Here is a 16,017-nt window from a genome sequence, read left to right as displayed (position 1 = left end):
TAAAAACACTAGAAAAAATATGTGCGGAATAGTAGGATATACAGGATTTCAGGATGCGTATGATATTGTGATCAACGGTCTTAGAAGATTAGAATATAGAGGATATGACAGTGCAGGAATCGTTTTGGAAGATGCAGGAAGAAAATTTGAAGTAGAAAAAACGAAAGGAAAGGTAGATGATTTAGTTAACATTTCCGCGCAGTTAAAAGGAAAAGCCAAAATAGGAATGGGGCATACCCGTTGGGCAACTCACGGAGTTCCAAGCGACAGAAATTCCCATCCTCATTTATCAAACAATGGTAAAGTAGCCATCGTTCATAATGGAATCATTGAGAATTATGATACCATTAAAAAAATGCTTACCGAAAAAGGATTTACCTTTAAATCGGAAACAGATACAGAAGTATTGGTCAATCTTATCCAGTATTTTATGGATCTGAATTCGGATATGGATTTTCCTTCAGCAGTAAGATTTGCACTGAATGAAGTATACGGAGCCTATGCGATAACCGTAATGCATGAAGATTATCCGGGAGTACTGGTAGTAGGAAGATTAGGCTCTCCATTGGCTATCGGAATCGGAGACCAGGAGTATTTTATTGCTTCTGATGCTTCTCCTTTTGTAGAATTTACAAAAGAAGCAATCTATCTGGAAGAAGGACATATGGCAACGATCTCTTTAGAAAATGGAGTAGACATAAGAACTATTACAGAGAATTCTAAAATTGAGCCGGAAATCCAAAAGCTTAAGTTAAGCTTAGAGCAAATCGAAAAAGGAGGTTATGAGCACTTTATGCTTAAAGAAATTTTCGAGCAGCCTAAATCTGTACATGATACTATGAGAGGAAGACTTCTTGTAGACGAAGGAATCATCAAAATGGCAGGAATCTGGGATCATGTTGAAAAGTTCAAGAATGCCAACAGAATTATCATCATTGCGTGCGGAACTTCATGGCATGCCGGTCTTATCGGAGAATATCTTATTGAAGAGTACGCAAGAATTCCTGTAGAAGTAGAATATGCTTCAGAATTCAGATATAGAAATCCTATTATTACAGATAAAGACGTTGTTATTGCGATTTCACAATCGGGAGAAACAGCTGATACCATGGCTGCATTAAAGCTGGCTAAAGAAAAAGGAGCATTTATATATGGTATATGTAACGTAGTGGATTCATCCATTGCAAGAATTACAGATGCAGGTTCCTATACGCATGCTGGTCCGGAGATCGGAGTGGCATCTACAAAGGCATTTACAGCACAGCTTACCATTCTTACCCTAATTGCATTTAAATTAGGAAAACATAACGGAAACCTGGGTAATGCTGAATTTATGAGCTTAATCGCTGAATTGGATGCAGTGCCTAAGAGAATTGAAGAAGTTTTGAATTCTACTCACGAACTTGTTCAGAATATAGCAAAAGACTTTGTAGAGGCTACCAATTTCCTTTATTTAGGAAGAGGATACAACTATCCGGCAGCACTGGAAGGAGCTTTGAAGCTAAAAGAAATCTCTTACATTCATGCAGAAGGATATCCGGCCGCAGAAATGAAGCACGGGCCTATTGCTTTGATTGATGAAAATATGCCAATCGTTATTATTGCCCCTAAAAAAGGTCATTATGACAAGATTGTAAGCAATGTTCAGGAAATTAAAGCAAGAAAAGGAAAAATTATTGCTGTTGTGAATAAAGGAGATCAGCAGGTAAGTTCAATGGCAGATTATGTTATTGAAGTTCCTGAGACTTCAGAGTGTTTCTCACCAATCGTTGCATCAGTGCCTTTACAGCTGTTAGCATACTATATAGCAGTGTATAGAGGGGCCAATGTAGACCAGCCGAGAAACCTTGCAAAATCAGTAACCGTGGAATAAAAAATTGTTGTAAATAAAATAAATTTAGATTTCTTCCGTTATTTCAAAAAAAATCTTAAAAGTTTCTTAAAAAAATTATATATTTACGGCTTAATTATAAAAATTAACATGAAAAGGATATTTCTTTTATTATTGTCTGCGTCAGTAGCATCGGTATCTTGTTCAGGTGGTGGCAGCTCTTCAGTTGGGAAGCCAGGAACAAAAGGAGAATTGATACCAAGAGAAAAAACGAAATCATTTGTTGCGGAAAGACCATACGGAATGGTCGCAATTCCTGCAGGTTCATTTGTTGCTGGTTTAGCAGATCAGGATCCAACAAATACTCCTGAAAAAGCTTCATTGACAACGGTTACCGTTTCTTCTTTCTTCATGGATGAAGCAGAAACTACCAATGCAGAGTACAGGGTATTTATCAACTATGTAAGAGATTCTATTGCTAGAACACTACTTGCTGAAGCTGCCGGAGAAGGCGGAGAAGGCGGACGTAGAGGAGCAAGTATAGGAGATTATGCATATCTTGCTAAAAAAGAAGAAAATTTAACACCTTATCAAGAATATTTAGAAGGCCAGGGAGGAAGAGAAGATGGAAGCTATGATGCAAGCAAAAGACTAGACTGGAAAATTCCATTGCATTGGACTACAGGGAAGTATCCTGATGTAGAATATGCGGAAGTTTTAGAATCTATGTATCTGCCTGCTTCTTCCAGAATCGGAAACGAAAGAATCCTGGATGTAAGTAAACTTAAATATACCTACCAGTGGGGAGATATGGATGCTGCAATTGCTGATAACGAAAGAGGAGCAAACTACCTGAAGAGTTCAAGCATTGCCATCTATCCTGATACTACAGTTTGGGTAAAAGATTTCCACTTTGCTTATAACGAGCCATTGTTTGAACAGTATTTCTGGCACAAAGCTTATAAAAACTATCCTGTAGTAGGTGTTACATGGGATCAGGCTAGAGCTTACTGTAACTTCAGATCTAAGCTGAAAACAGATTATAACGAAAGTTTAAAAAGAAAAAAACAAAGACCATTAACATTCCGTCTTCCAACCGAAATTGAATGGGAATATGCTGCAAAAGGTGGAATGCAAAATGCTACTTACCCTTGGGGAGGTCCTTATTTAATGGACGACAGAGGTTGCTACCTTGCTAACTTTAAACCTAAGAGAGGTAACTACATGGAGGACGAGAAAAAAGGTACTTATACATATACAGCTCCAGTTAAGAAATTTAAGAAAAATGGGTTTGGGTTATTTGATATGGCTGGAAACGTTTCTGAATGGACTTCGTCTGCTTATAACAACTCTTCTTATGGATTCTCTTCTACTTTAAATCCTTCTACGAAAGATAAAATAGATACAAAAAGATCTGTAAGAGGTGGATCTTGGAAAGACGTTGGCTACGCGCTGATGACAGGTGCAAGAGATTGGGAAAGAAAAGACTCAGCCAGAAGTTATATCGGATTCAGAACTGTACAGGATATTCCTGAAGCAGCTGTTAAACCAAGAAGAGTTAACAGATAATCAATCAGACAATTATTTTTCAATACAATTTTATTTAACATTAAAAAAACTAACTTAATATGTTTAAGACTAAAGATGCTTGGATGAATTTCTTTTATTCATTCGGGGCTGCAATTGTAATTCTTGGAGCTTGGCTTAAAATTACTCACATTACCTTGGGACCTATTAACGGGAATATAGCTCTTACTGTGGGACTTATTACAGAAGCTATTATCTTTATCATTTTCGCATTCGACCCTCCAAAATCTGAAGAGTCTTATGCTTGGGAAAATGTATATCCTGAATTATTAGACAAACATGCAAACCCAAATCCACTTCACTCTAATGTATCTACTAAAGTGAATGCACAGCAGCAGTTTGCAGAATTAGAAAATTCTCTTTCAACGAAATTAGATAAAATGCTTGAAGATGCTAAACTTGATGTTCAGCTATTTGAAAGATTAAGAACAGGTATTGACAAGTTTTCAAGTTCTGTGGACCAGATCAATCAAACTGTTGATGTATCTGCATCTACTCATAAGTATAATGACCAACTTAACAAAGCAGCTCAACACATGGAAAGCATGAATGCTTTATATGCAATGCAGCTTGAAAGTGGGAAAAGACAATCTGAATTTGCTAACAAATATGTAGCAGATATGCAGAAGTCTGCGGAACAGTCTGAGAAATTCAATCAAGAACTACAAGGTTTAACATCTAATCTGAATAACTTAAATAGAGTTTATGGCGGTATGTTAACTGCTATGAAGTCTTAATCCTGAACCATTTCTAAAATTTAACTACTTAATCAAAAAACAAAGAAAAGAGAATGGCACAAGGAAAACAGACCCCTCGTCAGAAGATGATCAACCTGATGTATCTGGTGTTCATCGCGATGATGGCCCTCAATATTGATGCAGAAATCATCAGATCATATTATGATTCAACCAGAGCATTGAATGAAACAAGAACATTAACAGAGAAGAAGAACGAAAAGATCTTTGAAAGAACGCTGGAAGCTAAAGCTCAGCAGGTTCCGGATACTTACGCTCAACCTTGGGAACAGTATAAAGTACTGAAGGGTAAGATTGATGTTTTGGTATCTTCTGCTCAGGGAATCAAAGATGCTCTTAAAAAACAATCAGAGTTCCACGATAAAGATCCTAAAACAGGTAAAGATATTGATGTAAGTGAAAACTTTGCTGCATTGAACAACAATGAAGCCACTACAGAATATTTCTTTAAAGAAGGTGATGAAAATGCACCTTCAAAAGGAGCTTTAGATTTAAAAGCTAAAATTGATGATGTAAGAAATTATATTAATTCAACTTTTGGTAATAATGAACAATTAAAAGATTTAGTTGACAGAGCCAACAAATCTCTTATCGCAGAATATCCTAAAGGAAAATCTCCGAATGATAAGACTTGGTTCCAGAACAAATTTTATCACCAGCCGCTTATTGCTGCAATTTCTAACTTGGAGATCATCCAAAATGATGCCAGAAATGTACAATCTGATGCATTAGCATTATTACTTCAGGAAAAAGTAGATGCGAGTATCAAATTTACAAGCTATGAAGCTATTGTTTCAGGTCCGGTAGATATCCAGGCAGGTAAGCAGGCAGAGGTAAAAGTAATGTTGGGTAACTATTCTAACAGTAATAAGATCAGTATTTCTGGTGTTAGCAGAGTAGAAAACGGAAAAGGTACCATTTCAATTTCAGGTTCTGGACTTGGAGAGCATAAATTAGGAGGTGTAATTACATTAACTGATGCTTCAGGTAAATCTCAGCCTTTCCCTTGGACCCATACGTATAACGTAATTGCAGGACCAAGAGAAGTAAAACTTGAAAAAGGACTATTACTTTCTGCGGATAAGATGAATGTAATGTACAGAGGACTTGAGAATCCTGTTTCAGGATCTATCTTAGGTGCTGATAACTCTAAACTTTCATTATCTGCTCCGGGTGCTGTTGTGAAGAGCACAGGTCCAGGGAAGTGGGATGTAACTCCTACTACAGGAAATACAGTTAGGTTAACATTATCAGGAGTTGATCCTTATGGTAAGACTGTTTCTCAGGTATTTGAATACAGAATTAAAAATATTCCTAGACCTCAGGGACAAATCAGAGGAAAAACGGTTAACTATATGCCTGTAGGTTCTATTCCTAACCAGATTGTATCTGCAGCGTTGCCAGATTTTGATTTCCCTGTTTCGTTTACAGTAAACAGCTTCATTATCAAAGTTCCTGGAAGAGCAGGTACATTGATCCAAGGAAGTTCACTTCAGGGTGCAGAAGGTATGCTTAGAAATCTTAGACCAGGCGATGTCGTTCAGATCTATGATATTCAGGCAACAGCTACAGGTCTTGGAAGCCAAAAACTTAAAGAGATATCACCTGTAATTATTAATGTTCAATAAGGTTAATTTGTAAAATCATATTATGAAAAAATATATTAGCAGTCTTTTAGTACTAGTTTCGGGATTTGCTTTTTCCCAGACTATTCTGAACGCTTCTTCTCCTGAGGAATTTAGACAGATGAGAGCTGAATCTATGAGAAAAGCAGGGGATACTGTTATCAGTAATAAAGTGAAACCACTGGAATATGGATTCGTAGATGATAAAGACATCATGAAAAGTATGTTCGTTTGGGAGATCATTGATATGAATGATAAGATCAACCAACCTTTCTACTATGACAATCCGGATGGTCTTCTTTCTTCCTCTACAAGATCTATATATCAGCTTTTGTTAGATGGGGCACTTAACGGAACCATCAAGGAAGTATATGATGATGATAATTTTGTAACCAGACTTACTCCAGAAGCTATTCAAAAGAGATTGGAAAGTGTAAGATTGGATGAAGAAGCTATCGATATTCTTAACTCCGGAAGAGCATTAACAGAGGAAGAGAAGAAGAGATTAACAGATATCATCAGAACAACGACGGATAAAGTTAAAGTTCTTAAGATAATGGGTATGTGGTTCATCGATAAGAGAGACGGACAAATGAAGTACAGACCTCTAGGTCTTGCAGCTATGGGACCGGATCCATCTTCTGTAGGAAGAATTGGTCCTGATGGCCAGCCTCTTGCAGGAGGAGATGATCTTGTAGACCTGTTCTGGATCTATTATCCGAATGCACGTGAAATTCTTGCGAATAACTATGTGTATAACAGAAAGAACTCTTCTGCAGACCTGTCTTTCGATGATATTATCAATGCAAGAAGATTCTCTTCAGTTATTTATAAGTCATCAAGCGGTCTAGGAGACGGTAAAATCAAAGATTATATTCCTAGAGATGCTGATGATCAGCTGGAAGAAAGCGAGAGAATTAAATCGCAGATTCTTGAAATGGAAAATGAAATGTGGAATTACTAAATTTCACTTGATATTTATAGAAAACCTGAGTACTTTTACTCAGGTTTTTTTATTATGAAGAATGTAGATTATATTATTGTCGGAGACGGCTATGCCGGGCTTTTCTTTGCCCATCAGCTTATAAAGAATAACAAATCCTTTGTCATCTATTCTGACGGCAGGAAAAGCGCTTCCCAGGTTTCTGCAGGGATTATCAATCCGGTAGTCCTGAAAAAATTTACGACTTTCTGGAAAGCCCAGGAGCAGATTGATTTTCTAAAGGTTACTCTTGATGAAATTAAATCATATACAGATAGAAATTATCTGATCAGTGCACCTATCCACAGAATCTTTCATGACGAAAACGAGCAGAAACTCTGGTTGAAAAAATCAGAAAATGAAGATCTTTCTGATTTTCTTGATAAAAATTTCGATCGTTTAGAGGGGGTAAAAAATGATTTTAAGGCAGGAAAGGTTAATCAGTCTGCCAGGCTTGAAGTAAGTGGTTTTTTTGCAGGTCTATTCAGTTATTTCAAAAAAAATAGTCAGATTGAAGAAGAAAAGTTCGATTATGGGAAATTAGATGTTCAAAATTCATCTTACAAAGAATATCAGTTTAAAAATGTTGTGTTCTGTGAAGGAATGGGAGTGAAAGAGAATCCTTATTTTTCTGATATTGAAGTCAACCCTAATAAAGGACATCATATAAAAGTAAAACTCTCTGAACCTTTATCCGGAAATAATACAATTAAAAAGAAACACTTCCTCTTTCCAACAGACAATGGATTATATTTTTACGGAGGAACCTATGACAGAGAACAGCTTCATCACCATATAGACGATTCAGCAGTGGAACAGCTTGTCAATGGTCTCTCTGAAATCTACCCTTATGACTTTGAAGTAAAAGAAGTAAACTTTGGCTTTCGGCCAACAGTAAAAGATCGCAGACCTATTATCGGAAGACATAAAGAATATAAAAATCTCTATGTCTTCAATGGGTTGGGAGCAAGAGGAATTCTGAATGGATGCTATTTTTCCCGTAGTCTGTACCGCTTCATAGAAGAAAACATACCCCTGCATGAAGAGGTTTCCTTAAACAGATTCAAATAAATAAATCATTATCCAATACATAATCCCATGAATGAAAATATTCTCGGAATAGCAGCCGGCATTCTTACCTCCGTTTCTATGATCCCTCAACTGATAAAAGTAATCAGGGAAAAGGATGTGAAAGATATTTCTTTGGTAATGCTTTTGATCCTCATTTCAGGCCTTTCATTATGGGTATGGTACGGTATTAAGAAAGATGAGCTGCCTATTATTTTGTCGAACTCATTTGCCGTGCTGGTGAATATAAGTCTCTTAATTTGTTTTGTGATCTACAAAAAAAGATGAGTTTTGGTATAACAGCAGCGGCGGGCTATTCGGCCCGCCGCTGCTATTAATAATATATTTTTATCAATTACTGAAGCGTAAACTTGGCTAAAGGAGCCATTCTTGCCTTATTTAAAGTCAGAGTATTTCCGTTAACAGAATAATTATCTGCAGCAAGTACCGCTTTTGTAAACTGGTTTTCAATCTCCAGATCTTCACAAGCCATCATTGTAGACATTCCCTGGTTGAATTTGATTCTCATTGCTTCAGGTTTAATTTCAAAAGTACCTCCAAATCCATTACATCCGGCGTGTCCTTCATATCTCATTCCTTCTGTGTTAAGTTTGAAATAAGGATTGTTTTTCGGATTTTTAAGTTTAATGGGCTGTCCGTTAAGCTCAGTTAGCTTCCATGTTTTTCCAGTGATATCAGTGCTTTTTTGAACTGAGGGAGTTTTGCATGAAATAAGGAATGCAAATAAAAATACTGTGGATAAATAGTAAAATAAATTTTTCATAATAATTGAGATTTTGATTAAATGTAATGGAGCTGCCTTATTTTAGTAAGAAGCCATTTTTGTAGATCCTGAGCCTTTAGTGTCACGTTTAGCGTGGAATAACACCATATCTACATTTTTCTTTAAAAAAGTGATGTTTCCTTTAATGTCAGAATATTGATATTCTTCATTAGAGGCCGTATATTCAGGCAGTGCATCGCTTTTTTTCAGATTATACGTTTTTCCGTTCAGATGAACAATGGCCGTATTTTTTGTATTGTTTACAGTGACTTCTATTGTTTCGCCATAGCTGTCGGTGAAAACATTTTTAGATACTTCATCTTTGTTTTCCGGAACAGCTGTAACTGTTTCAGTTTCTTTAGCAGGATGTTTACACGCTGTTGAGGAAAAGAATGCCAGCCCTATAAAGACTGTTGTTACTAATTTTTTCATAGTGATAAGTGATTTTAAAGTGTTGCATGAAATTATGATATTAATATTATATAAAATTACAAATATTATTAATAATTATATGTTAATTTTACATAAATTAATTATATTTTTTTATTTAAAAAACAGTGTGATTTCTTTTAAAGTACTTTTTTTAGGCTTTTGAACGGGAAGAATTAAAGAATAAATCAAAAGGAAATACCCGGATTTTCAGACCTGATTTAAGAATAAAAACATATATTTTTTATCATTTCTCTGTGTTGTTTTAGCGTGGTGCAAAAGTATTAAAAATTACAACATGCTGATACATAGATTGAAGTGATTTAAATCATACCGGGATGAGATATTTGAATTCAATTTAAACTATATTTTCAATAAAACATTTCTATCAAAGAGATGGTAAAGCAATAATGGTTAATCATTTTATCTGAAGAATAAGAAAATAATTATAAAATCCCATGATTCCTTTATTCAGCTTATTTAAAGGAGCGTTAAATTTTGTTAATCTGCTATGAGGATATACATTTCTAAATGTACATTTGCGACTTCAAAATGAGAAACCTTATAATATATTTTTTGACCGGCCTTTTCCTACTTTTTGTAGTAGAAAGCCGTCTGAATGTCAAAACACTTCGGAATGACTATTCCGGACACGTTTCTCATCATATGCCCAAAAGAGCCAACCGCCTGAACCAGACTTACGAAAAGCTTACCGTTCAGCAGATGGCAGACAGCGTAGACAATTCCACATTAGAACTTTATGAAGATGATTTTCATCTCTCTGACACTTTTCAGGCCATTGTTGTTCTTGCCGGAGTTTTTAACCTCGTTTACATTTTTGGATTAAGGTCCTTTAAAAGCAAAAAACCTGATATTCATGGTTTTATTTCGCTGTTTTCCCATGTAAAAAAATTCATTCTGATCCGTTCTATCAGAATTTAAAAATTTATTTCTTTTTAATTTGTTTTCTGTTCTTATTACGGACAGGAGACAGACTGCGTTGTGTATGCCGGTAATCATCACACCGTAGAAACCCCTATTACCTTTTTATTTCCATTCAAAACATTAACGAATTTATATAACTCTAGAATTATGATGAAAAGAGTTGCCTCAGGCATTGCGCTTTGTACCCTTTTGTTGGCAGTAAGCTGCGGTCACAAAAAGGAAGAAAAGGAAGAAGCTGCAGTTTATCCGGTTACCAGTCCTGTAAGAATGGATACCGTGATCAATAAAGAATATGTAGCCCAGATCCAATCCGTAAAAAACATTGAAATCCGCGCACAGGAAAAAGGATTTCTCGAAAAAATTTATGTAGATGAGGGACAGTATGTACAGGCCGGCCAGACCCTGTTCAGAATTATGCCTCAGCTATACCAGGCAGAGCTGTTAAAAGCGAAAGCAGAAGTAGAGCAGGCCTCTATTGAACTTAAAAATGCAAGTACGCTGGCCAATAACAATATTGTTTCCAAGAATGAAAGAGCAATGGCTAAAGCTAAGCTGGATGCAGCGAATGCTGAAATGAAATTAGCTCAGATTCACTTATCATTTACCGATATTAAAGCTCCGTTTTCAGGGGTGATTAACAGAATTCCTTTAAAACTGGGGAGTCTTGTAGATGAAGGAGATTTGTTAACTTCTTTATCAGACAATACAAGTGTTTACAGTTACTTCAATGTTTCAGAACCAGAATATCTGAGCTATCAGACGCATGCGGCTGATAGAGGAAGTAACCAGGTATCATTAATTATGGCCAATGGAGAAACACTGCCTCAAAAAGGAGAGATTCAGACTATTGAGGGTGAATTTGACAACGAAACCGGAAATATTGCCTTCAGAGCAAAATTCCCGAATCCGGATAAACTCCTGAGAAACGGAGAAACAGGGAAGGTACAGATGACGCTTCCGGTACATAATGCATTAATTATCCCACAGAAAGCAACCTATGAAATCCAGGATCAGAAATATGTATTTGTGATCGATAAAAACGGAACTGCGAAATCCAGAAACATAAAAGTAGCTTATGAATTGCCAGATCTTTATGTAGTGGGTTCAGGGCTTTCGGTAGGAGACAAAATATTATTGGAAGGCGTACAGAAAGTAAAAGACGATCAAAAGATAAAAATAAAATTCCAGGATCCTAAAAAAGTTCTTCAGTCATTGAAATTAAAAGCAGAGTAGTTTACGCCTAATAAAAAAACAGTATGTTTAAGAAATTCATCCGCAGACCTGTTCTGTCTATCGTAATCTCTTTGATTATCGTATTTATGGGAATTTTGTCATTGGTAAAACTTCCGGTGACCCAGTTCCCTTCTATTTCTCCGCCTAAAGTAAATATTACGGCAGAATATCCCGGAGCCAACAACGAATTATTGATCAAATCCGTGGTTATTCCCCTCGAAAGAGGATTGAATGGAGTACCGGGTATGAAATATATGACCTCCGATGCCGGAAATGACGGGGAAGCTTCCATTCAGGTGGTATTCGATCTTGGAACGGATCCCAATGTTGCTGCAGTAAATGTTCAGAACCGTGTATCCTCGGTGGTGAATAAACTTCCGCCGCTGGTAGTACGTGAAGGGGTAAAAATTACCCGTGAAGAACCCAATATGCTAATGTACATCAACCTGTACAGTGACGATCCAAAAGCTGACCAGAAATTCCTGTTCAATTATGCCGATATCAACGTAATGTCCGAATTGAGAAGGGTAAGCGGAGTAGGATTCGCCGATATTCTCGGAACCCGTGAATATGCCATGCGTATCTGGTTGAAACCAGACAGGCTTACCGCTTATAATATCTCGGCAGACGAAGTAATGGAAGCCCTGAATCAGCAGAGTCTTGAAGCTTCTCCGGGAAAAACAGGAGAAAGTTCCGGTAAACGCTCACAATCATTTGAGTACATCCTGAAATATCCGGGACGTTTTAATAATGAAAAAGACTACGGAAATATCATCTTGAAAGCAAAATCAGCCGGAGAATTTGTAAGGCTGAAAGATGTTGCTGATATTGAATTCGGAAGTTCAATGTATGATATCTATTCCACATTGAACGGAAAACCTTCAGCAGCGATTACTGTAAAGCAGTCATACGGTTCCAATGCAAGTGACGTTATCAAAAATGTGAAAACTTTAATGGCAGACCTTGAGAAAAATACGTTCCCGAAAGGTATGCATTATGATATCAGTTATGACGTTTCCAGATTCTTGGATGCTTCCATGGAAAAAGTAATTCATACTTTATTTGAAGCCTTTATCCTTGTGGCTATCGTTGTATTCCTGTTCCTTGGGGATTGGCGTTCAACGTTAATTCCTGCTTTGGCGGTTCCGGTTTCATTGGTAGGAACATTTGCTGTAATGTCTGCATTCGGAATTACTCTGAATATGATCTCGCTCTTTGCCCTGGTAATGGCAATCGGGGTTGTAGTAGATGATGCAATTGTAGTGATTGAAGCGGTTCACGCCAAAATGGAGGAAAAACATCTTTCCCCTTTGAAAGCCACAGAAGAAGCAATGCATGAGATTAGTGGAGCCATTATTGCGATTACGCTGGTAATGGCATCCGTATTCATTCCGATCGCCTTTATGTCTGGTCCGGTAGGAGTGTTTTACCGTCAGTTCTCTATTACAATGGCTTCAGCAATTATCCTTTCCGGAGTGGTCGCATTAACGCTGACACCAGCACTTTGCGCCCTGATCCTGAAAAATAACCACGGAAAAGCCAAGAAGAGAACACCTGTTACTATTTTCCTGGATAAATTCAATAATCTGTTTACAAAAGGAGCCGGGAAATACGAAAAATTACTGAACAAAACAGTAACGAAAAAAGCATTTACCCTTCCGTTATTGCTGGCATTTTGCGCCTGTACCTTCTTCCTGAGTAATTCCCTTCCTTCCGGATTTATTCCTGCAGAAGACCAGGGAATGATTTATGCGATTATCCAGACGCCGCCGGGATCTACACTGGAAAGAACCAATCAGATTGCAAAAGAACTGCTTCGGGAATCTGAAGATATTGACGGGGTGCAGTCTGTTTCCTCACTGGCAGGATATGAAATTCTGACAGAAGGTACCGGGTCCAACTCAGGAACCTGTCTGATCAACCTCAAAAGCTGGGAGGAACGTAAAGAATCTGCCGCTGAAATTATTGAAAAGCTAGAAGAGAAGGCCAAAAATATTCCGGGAGCCAATATTGAATTCTTCCAGCCGCCTTCCATTCCGGGATATGGTGCCGCAGGAGGTTTTGAACTTCGTTTGCTGGATAAAGCCGGAAGCGGTGATTACCATAAGATGGAACAGGTGAGCAACGACTTCGTAAAAGAATTAAAGAAACGTCCCGAACTGGGATCTGCATTTACCTTCTATTCTGCGAGTTTCCCACAATATATGCTTAAAGTGGATAATGATCTTGCCGAACAGAAAGGCGTTACCATTGATAATGCGATGGGTAACCTGTCTACTCTCATCGGATCAAATTACGAGACCAGTTTCATTCGCTTTGACCGTCCTTACAAGGTAATCGTACAGGCTGGGCCACAATACCGGGCACTTCCGACTGACCTTCTGAAGCTGTATGTGAAAAATGATAAAGAACAGATGGTTCCGTATTCCGATTTTATGAAACTTGAAAAAGTATATGGACTTTCTGAGATTACAAGACATAATATGTATAACTCTGCAGAAGTGAGTGGAACTCCGGCGCCGGGATACAGCAGCGGACAGGCCATCAAAGCCATTCAGGAAGTCGCTGATAAAACGCTTCCTAGAGGCTTCGGGATTGACTGGGCTGGTATTTCTAAAGACGAGGTGAGCAGAGGAAATGAAGCCGTATTCATCTTCCTGGTATGTTTAGGATTTGTTTATCTCATCCTTTCAGCACAATATGAAAGTTTTATCCTTCCGCTTCCGGTAATTCTATCACTTCCTACCGGTATTTTCGGGGCATTTTTATGTCTGAAATTATTAGGGTTGGAAAATAATATCTACGCGCAGGTTGCAATGGTCATGCTGATTGGGCTGCTGGGTAAAAATGCAGTACTGATCGTGGAATTTGCGGTTCAGAAGAAAGCTGAAGAAGGAATTCCTGTAGTGAAGGCAGCCATTGAAGGAGCAGCCATCCGTTTCCGTCCTATTCTGATGACTTCATTTGCCTTTATAGCCGGGCTTATTCCGCTGGTAATGGCTACAGGTCCGGGAGCCGTAGGAAACAGAACGATTGGTACCGCTGCAGCGGGAGGTATGCTTATAGGAACTGTTTTCGGGCTGATGATCATTCCGGGACTGTATTATATCTTCGGAACTATTGCAGAGAAATCAAGACTGGCCAGATATGAAGAAGAAAACCCATTAACAGAACAAACCGAACCTTACGAACACGATGGAAAATTTGAAGATTAAAAATATATTCGCTGCGGCAGTGATAGCGCTTGTATTAACAGCCTGTAAAGCTCCGATGGCAACCGTTATAAAAGATGAAGTAAAAGAAAATCTTCCTCAGAATTTCAATCAGGAAGAGCAGCAGGATACCAATAACAACAGTGGAACAACTCCCTGGAGACAGTTTTTTACAGATCCTAATCTGGTCAGCCTAATTGAAACCGCTTTAAAAAATAATCAGGAACTGCTGATTACGCTTCAGGAAATTGAAATTGCTAAAAGTGGTGTTTTAGCTAAAAAAGGAAGGCTGAGCCCTACTGTTTCAGCAGGAATAGGAGCGGGGCTTAAAAAGGCGGGACGTTACACCAGTGAAGGAGCCGGAGATGCTACTACAGAAATAGAACCCGGAAAAGAAATGCCGGATCCGCTGGGAAATTTCGAAGGAGGTCTGATGGCCAACTGGGAAATCGATATCTGGAAAAAACTCAGAACCGAAAAAGAAGCTGCAGTAGCTCACTATCTTTCTACCGTTGAAGGCAAGAACTTTGTATTGTCCAATCTTATTGAAGAAGTAGCGGATAATTATTATGAATTACTGGCTCTTGATAATCAGTTGGATATTATTCAGCAGTATATCAAGCTTCAGCAAAGAGCACTGGAAATTTCTAAGATTCAGAAAGAAGCGGCCGCAGCAACAGAACTGGCTGTGAAAAAATTTGAGGCTGAACTGGCAAAGTCGAAAGCTTCGGAATACACCATCCGTCAGCAGATTACAGAAAAAGAAAACCAGATTAATGCACTTTTGGGTAGATATCCGCAGCCTATTGTAAGAACAAAGGAAAGTTTTATGGCTACCATTCCGCAAACGGTTTACACCGGAATTCCGTCTCAGTTATTGTCTAACCGTCCTGATATTAAACAGGCAGAACTGGAGCTGAAAGCCGCAAAACTGGATGTAGAAGCCGCAAGAAAAGAATTTTATCCGTCACTGGAAATTTCTGCAACCTTAGGACTGGAGGCTTTCAAACCTTCCTATCTGGTTAAAATGCCGGAATCTATTGCCTATAATTTAGCCGGAGAACTGGCCGGTCCGCTGATTAATAAAAGTGCCATCAAGGCCAATTTCCAGACTGCGGATGCCAAACAGATACAGTCTCTTTATGAATACGATAAAACTATTCTGAATGCTTATCTGGATGTAGCCAACATGATGTCTAAAATTAAAAATATAGACCAGTATTATCAGCTGAAATCCCAGGAAACCAAAGCGCTGGATCAGTCTATTGATATTGCCAACCAGTTGTTCCGAAATTCAAGAGCAGATTATCTGGAAGTACTTTTAAACCAAAGAGATGCTCTGGATGCAAAAATGGAACTGATTGAAGCTAAACAAAAACAGCTGAGCACCGTTGTAGACATCTATAAAAGTCTTGGAGGAGGCTGGAAATAAAAATATCATAATTCTCAATAAAAACAGTTAATGTTTTGATGCTGGCCCCTTCGGGGGCTGGTTTTTTTTTATTATAATGAATTAAATAATTGATTCTTAAAATGATTCCGGAGAATTTGTTTACTATATTTGTG

The 16,017-nt window shown here is 37.9% G+C and carries 13 protein-coding genes; 11 read left to right on the top strand and 2 right to left on the bottom strand.

Features of this window, described 5'->3' with window-relative positions; translation table 11 throughout:
- Positions 1 to 19 precede the first annotated feature (19 nt).
- From glmS to J2Y40_RS09115, 7 genes are all read left to right on the top strand, one after another.
- Positions 20 to 1,873: a glutamine--fructose-6-phosphate transaminase (isomerizing) gene (gene glmS, locus J2Y40_RS09145; RefSeq protein ID WP_153398359.1), complete on the top strand. Its 1,854-nt coding sequence runs from the start codon at positions 20 to 22 to the stop codon at positions 1,871 to 1,873.
- A gap of 108 nt (positions 1,874 to 1,981) precedes the next feature.
- The gene (gldK, locus tag J2Y40_RS09140; RefSeq protein WP_309998502.1) at positions 1,982 to 3,400 is read left to right on the top strand and encodes a gliding motility lipoprotein GldK; all 1,419 of its coding nucleotides are present in this window, start codon (positions 1,982 to 1,984) and stop codon (positions 3,398 to 3,400) included.
- A gap of 59 nt (positions 3,401 to 3,459) precedes the next feature.
- Entirely contained in the window at positions 3,460 to 4,155 is a 696-nt protein-coding gene (gldL, locus tag J2Y40_RS09135) for a gliding motility protein GldL (protein ID WP_153398363.1), read from the top strand.
- A 53-nt stretch (positions 4,156 to 4,208) separates the two neighbouring features.
- Positions 4,209 to 5,801, top strand: a complete 1,593-nt coding sequence (locus J2Y40_RS09130; RefSeq protein WP_153398365.1) for a GldM family protein — start codon at positions 4,209 to 4,211, stop codon at positions 5,799 to 5,801.
- A 22-nt stretch (positions 5,802 to 5,823) separates the two neighbouring features.
- Positions 5,824 to 6,762, top strand: a complete 939-nt coding sequence (gene gldN, locus J2Y40_RS09125; protein ID WP_153398367.1) for a gliding motility protein GldN — start codon at positions 5,824 to 5,826, stop codon at positions 6,760 to 6,762.
- 54 nt (positions 6,763 to 6,816) lie between these two features.
- Positions 6,817 to 7,851 carry an FAD-binding oxidoreductase gene (locus tag J2Y40_RS09120; protein WP_309998498.1) on the top strand — a complete coding sequence of 345 codons (1,035 nt, stop codon included), beginning with the start codon at positions 6,817 to 6,819 and terminating at the stop codon, positions 7,849 to 7,851.
- A gap of 27 nt (positions 7,852 to 7,878) precedes the next feature.
- A complete protein-coding gene (locus tag J2Y40_RS09115) occupies positions 7,879 to 8,136 on the top strand; it encodes a SemiSWEET transporter (RefSeq protein WP_153398371.1) in 258 nt (85 codons plus the stop codon).
- A 67-nt stretch (positions 8,137 to 8,203) separates the two neighbouring features.
- Here the strand turns inward: J2Y40_RS09115 and J2Y40_RS09110 are convergent, their stop codons facing one another.
- Positions 8,204 to 8,632, bottom strand: coding sequence for an META domain-containing protein (locus J2Y40_RS09110; RefSeq protein WP_153398373.1), 429 nt, complete (start codon positions 8,630 to 8,632; stop codon positions 8,204 to 8,206).
- A 42-nt stretch (positions 8,633 to 8,674) separates the two neighbouring features.
- On the bottom strand, positions 8,675 to 9,064 hold the full coding sequence (locus J2Y40_RS09105; protein ID WP_153398375.1) for a hypothetical protein: 390 nt from the start codon (positions 9,062 to 9,064) through the stop codon (positions 8,675 to 8,677).
- A 549-nt stretch (positions 9,065 to 9,613) separates the two neighbouring features.
- On the opposite strand from J2Y40_RS09105, the gene J2Y40_RS09100 reads away from it, so the two are divergent.
- From J2Y40_RS09100 to J2Y40_RS09085, 4 genes are all read left to right on the top strand, one after another.
- Complete coding sequence (locus tag J2Y40_RS09100) at positions 9,614 to 10,003, top strand: hypothetical protein (RefSeq protein WP_153398377.1); 390 nt, start codon at positions 9,614 to 9,616, stop codon at positions 10,001 to 10,003.
- Between the two features lie 153 nt (positions 10,004 to 10,156).
- Positions 10,157 to 11,239: an efflux RND transporter periplasmic adaptor subunit gene (locus J2Y40_RS09095; RefSeq protein WP_153399996.1), complete on the top strand. Its 1,083-nt coding sequence runs from the start codon at positions 10,157 to 10,159 to the stop codon at positions 11,237 to 11,239.
- Positions 11,240 to 11,262: 23 nt separating this feature from the next.
- On the top strand, positions 11,263 to 14,454 hold the full coding sequence (locus J2Y40_RS09090; RefSeq protein ID WP_153398379.1) for an efflux RND transporter permease subunit: 3,192 nt from the start codon (positions 11,263 to 11,265) through the stop codon (positions 14,452 to 14,454).
- Positions 14,435 to 15,883, top strand: coding sequence for an efflux transporter outer membrane subunit (locus J2Y40_RS09085; protein WP_309998492.1), 1,449 nt, complete (start codon positions 14,435 to 14,437; stop codon positions 15,881 to 15,883). The genes J2Y40_RS09090 and J2Y40_RS09085 overlap by 20 nt, the downstream gene beginning before the upstream one ends.
- Positions 15,884 to 16,017: the final 134 nt, after the last annotated feature.

This window comes from Chryseobacterium sp. 2987 (assembly GCF_031456375.1).
GTDB lineage: Bacteria > Bacteroidota > Bacteroidia > Flavobacteriales > Weeksellaceae > Chryseobacterium > Chryseobacterium vaccae.
The sequence above is the reverse complement of the archived record's forward strand: the minus strand, read 5'-3'. Positions and strand labels throughout refer to the sequence as shown.

Bases quoted from the DNA above. Each gene is read 5' to 3' on its own strand.
- J2Y40_RS09120 (WP_309998498.1), top strand. From the start codon at position 6,817: ATGAAGAATGTAGATTATATTATTGTCGGAGACGGCTATGCCGGGCTT.
- gldN (WP_153398367.1), top strand. From the start codon at position 5,824: ATGAAAAAATATATTAGCAGTCTTTTAGTACTAGTTTCGGGATTTGCT.
- gldL (WP_153398363.1), top strand. From the start codon at position 3,460: ATGTTTAAGACTAAAGATGCTTGGATGAATTTCTTTTATTCATTCGGG.
- J2Y40_RS09130 (WP_153398365.1), top strand. From the start codon at position 4,209: ATGGCACAAGGAAAACAGACCCCTCGTCAGAAGATGATCAACCTGATG.
- glmS (WP_153398359.1), top strand. From the start codon at position 20: ATGTGCGGAATAGTAGGATATACAGGATTTCAGGATGCGTATGATATT.
- J2Y40_RS09090 (WP_153398379.1), top strand. From the start codon at position 11,263: ATGTTTAAGAAATTCATCCGCAGACCTGTTCTGTCTATCGTAATCTCT.
- J2Y40_RS09115 (WP_153398371.1), top strand. From the start codon at position 7,879: ATGAATGAAAATATTCTCGGAATAGCAGCCGGCATTCTTACCTCCGTT.
- J2Y40_RS09100 (WP_153398377.1), top strand. From the start codon at position 9,614: ATGAGAAACCTTATAATATATTTTTTGACCGGCCTTTTCCTACTTTTT.
- J2Y40_RS09110 (WP_153398373.1), bottom strand. From the start codon at position 8,632: ATGAAAAATTTATTTTACTATTTATCCACAGTATTTTTATTTGCATTC.
- J2Y40_RS09085 (WP_309998492.1), top strand. From the start codon at position 14,435: ATGGAAAATTTGAAGATTAAAAATATATTCGCTGCGGCAGTGATAGCG.
- J2Y40_RS09095 (WP_153399996.1), top strand. From the start codon at position 10,157: ATGAAAAGAGTTGCCTCAGGCATTGCGCTTTGTACCCTTTTGTTGGCA.
- J2Y40_RS09105 (WP_153398375.1), bottom strand. From the start codon at position 9,064: ATGAAAAAATTAGTAACAACAGTCTTTATAGGGCTGGCATTCTTTTCC.
- gldK (WP_309998502.1), top strand. From the start codon at position 1,982: ATGAAAAGGATATTTCTTTTATTATTGTCTGCGTCAGTAGCATCGGTA.